This is a genomic window from Plasticicumulans sp., assembly GCF_035331805.1.
GTDB lineage: Bacteria > Pseudomonadota > Gammaproteobacteria > Competibacterales > Competibacteraceae > Plasticicumulans.
The window spans coordinates 1-3,441 of sequence record NZ_DAOLKE010000354.1 but is presented as its reverse complement, the minus strand read 5'-3'; the positions used below and the strand labels follow the sequence as shown (position 1 = coordinate 3,441).

2 protein-coding genes are annotated in these 3,441 nt (G+C 74.9%); both read right to left on the bottom strand.

What is annotated here, in order from left to right; genetic code table 11:
- Positions 1-573: GNAT family N-acetyltransferase (locus PKE44_RS16660; RefSeq protein WP_324553487.1), on the bottom strand; the 573-nt coding region annotated here is incomplete at its 3' end.
- Positions 574-902: 329 nt separating this feature from the next.
- On the bottom strand, positions 903-3,441 hold a 2,539-nt coding region (locus tag PKE44_RS16655; protein WP_324553483.1), incomplete at its 5' end, for a PEP/pyruvate-binding domain-containing protein.

Genomic DNA, 3,441 nt, shown 5'->3' with positions numbered 1-3,441 from the left:
CCGGCTGCCGGCCGCGCGGCGGCTGGCGCGGCGCAGCAGGGCGCACGGCCGGCGGCTGAACTGATCGAGCGTCGCCAGCCACCACAGCCAGGCCTGGGTCAGCGTCTCGTCGAAGTGCAGCTCGCGCTGGCCGCTCAGTTCGCCGTCGGTCGAACGGTTCATCTGGTAGCGGCACTGTTCGGCCAGTATCCGCATCGGGCGGTTGTCCGGGGCGATTTCCAGTCGTACCCGGCGCAGGCCCACGCAGTACGCCAGTACGCCGCCGGCGCGCAGCAGCGTGCGGCCGAGCCCGCGCCGGCGCCAGGTCGGATCGACGCTCAGGCCCAGCTCGGCCGAGCCGTCGCCGAGCGGTGCGATGTGCAGCGCGGCGACGATGCCCCAGGGCTCGCGCCGGTCCTCGACGATCAGTACCGGGTCGTTGCGTTCCAGGATGCGATCGACGTAGGCGGTGATGGCCGCCGTGTCGACGTAGGTGCCGAAGCGGGCGTGCCGGTCCTCGGGTTCGAGCCTCAGCAGGTGCTCGATCAGGGCCTCACGTTCGGTCTGCGCATTCAGCAGTCGGGGGGTCAGCATGATGCACTCCTTCCGGGTTGTCCGGAATAGCGGATTACTACTGCTGCAGTGCAGCACATGCGAATCACGTCTGCCACTGCATTTGTTGCTTTGCAACAATGCGTGCCGATTCATCCTCTTGAAGGAAAGTCCTGCGCCGCCGGCGAGCGGACGCACTGCGGCCGCAGGACGCGGCCGGGCCCGGTCCGCTCACGAGACCCGCGCTCCGGGCCGGCGTTCCGGCGCGGCCCGGGACGGTTGCCGAGCAAATCCGGGGCGCGGATGAAACTTCCGGCCGGCGAACGGGATGGGCGGGCCGGGCCGCAAGGGCCGGGCGGGCCCGCCTGTCTTCAGTCCGTGCCCGGGCACTCGGCCGGTTCGGGCGCCGCTGCCGGCGGTCCGGACAGCGTCACGCGCCCGCGGTCGCCATCGACATCGACCGGGCAGCCATCGGCGATGCGCGCGAGCGCCTGCGCGACGTTGACGACCGCCGGCACGCCGAACTCGCGTGCGACGATCGCGCCGTGCGACAGGAAGCCGCCGGTTTCGAGCACGATCGCCGCGGCGCGCGGGAACAGCGGCGTCCAGGCCGGATCGGTCGATGGCGCGAGCAGCACCTCGCCCGGTGCGAGCCGGCCGCCTTCGTCCGGATGACGCACGTGCCGCGCCCGACCCTGCGCACGGCCGGCCGCGACCCCCAGGCCGATGAGCTGCGTGCCGTCGCCCGCTGTAGCCGTTGCCGATGCGGTCTGCGCCGGCCGGCTGCGTGCGGCGGCGAGATCGGCGTCGGTGGCCGGGCGCAGCGTGGCACCCTCGGCGACCAGCAGGTCGACGGCCGCCAGCGCTTCGCAGGCTTCGTGCGTGGCGCGCCGGTCGGCGACCAGGGCTGCGAGACCGCGACCGTCGCTGCGCCCGTCGAGCACGGCGCGCAGTTCATCGAGCGTCAGGAAGTGCGGGTCGTCCGCGGCGCGCAGCACGCCGCGCTCGACCAGCCGCGGCCCGATGACCGCGAGGGCGGCGCGCAAGGGTTCCAGCCAGGCGGTGAGCGCCGATTTCGCCTGCTCGCGCTGCGCGGCCTCCTGCAGCGCGGCGGCGGCGGTCGCACGCATCAGCCCGCGCTTCCAGGCCGGCACGGCGGCACACAGCTCGCGCCCGGCGCGTTCGGCCAGCGCCCGGCGGCGGGCGGCGGTATCCGGCATCGGCGTGCCGGCATCGGTGGCCTGCACGCGGTCGCGGATCAGGCCGAACAGGTACTCCGGGTCCTCGCGCCAGCGCGGCGTGCGCACCGAGACCTCGTAGACCGCGCGATGCCCCCAGCGCGCCAGGAAGTCATCGAAGGCGAGCGCGAACGGCGAGTTCGGCGGCAGCTTGCGCCGCCAGTCGCGGCGCGCCGCCCGGCCGTCCCCGCCTTCGAGCCCGAGCAGCGTGCGCACCGGGGTTTCCAGCGCGGCGAGCGTCGCGAGGTGTTCGATCGCCTCGGCATGACCGGCGCTGGTGATGGCGTTGCCTTGCGTGCCGGCACCGAGGCCGGCGACCAGCGCCTGCGCCAGCGCGTCCCCGCGACCGGGCACGCAGGGCTCCAGCCAGCGGCCGAGCTGTTCGAGCGAGCCGCCGCCGGAGGTCAGCAGCAGGCGCAGGCCGGTTTCGCCGCTGCCCATCACCTCGTCGGCGATCGTCTGCAGCGCGCCTGCGATCGCGGCATCGTCGGCGTTCGCCCAGTCGTGGCTGCGCCAGCGCGCGACCTGGCGGGCGCTGCGCGCGAACAGCGCATCGGCACGCCGGCGGATCGCGAGCAGTGCGCGCATCAGCCGGAACAGGCGCCAGCCGCGCGCGAGTTTCGTCATCAACCCGACCCGCGCCGGCGGCTGCCAGACCGGCTGATGGCCGCCGGTCAGCGCGTCGAAGCGCGCCGGCGGAAAGCCGAGGGCCTCAAAGAATTCCCAGGCCATGCGGGTCACGGCCATGTACGCCCGGCCCTGGTACAGGCGCGCGCGCGGCTGCGGCACCGGCGGGCGCCAGCCGGCGATCGGCAGCGCGGTGCCGAGCGTGGCCTCGATCAGCGGCGCGGCGATGCTCCAGTCGAGCGGCGTCTGCACCATCGGGATCGCGTCGCGGAAGTTGCCGTTCGACCAGAACGCCGGCAGGCCGGCCAGGGCCGGCGGCAGCTCGCGCGGCAGCGCCGTGACCGGCCGTGCCTGCAGCAGCCGGAAGCGGCCGTCGGCATCGAGCGCCCATTCGATGTCGAGCGGCGGCCCTTCCCAGGCGAGCGCCTGGGCGCTGCGCTGCACGAGGGCGGCGAGTGCGAGCACGTCCGCGGCCGCGAGTGCCGGCCGGGCGGCACCGTCGGCGACCGCTTCGTGCAGGGTGCCGCCTTCGGGTGCGGCGAGCACGCGCCGTTCCTTGCGGCCGATGCGCGTGTCGGCGATCAGCGCGGCGTGGCCGGGCGCGGGCAGGCGCAGCCGCCAGCGGTCCGGCTCGACCTGACCGCCGACCAGCGCCTCGCCGAGGCCGGTCACGGCTTCGATGACGATGACATCGGTCGCGCCGGTCTGCGGATCGCAGGAGAACGCCACGCCGGCGGCGCGCGCCGGCACCAGCGGCATCACGACCACGGCGAGCGCCGCGGCGCGCCAGTCGAGGCCGAGCCGCCGGCGGTAGGCCTGCGCATGCGCACTCCAGGCCGAGGCCCAGACCGCGCGCACGGCCGCGCAGACGGCCGGCGCGTCCGGCGGCACGTTGAGCTTCGAGTCATGGATGCCGGCGAAGGAGGCGGTGGCCGAATCCTCGCAGCGCGCCGACGAGCGCACGGCCAGCGGCCGGTCGAAGCCGGGCAGCGCGAGCACGGCGTCGACCACCGCCTGCAGCCAGGCCGGCGGCTCGCCGCTGCTC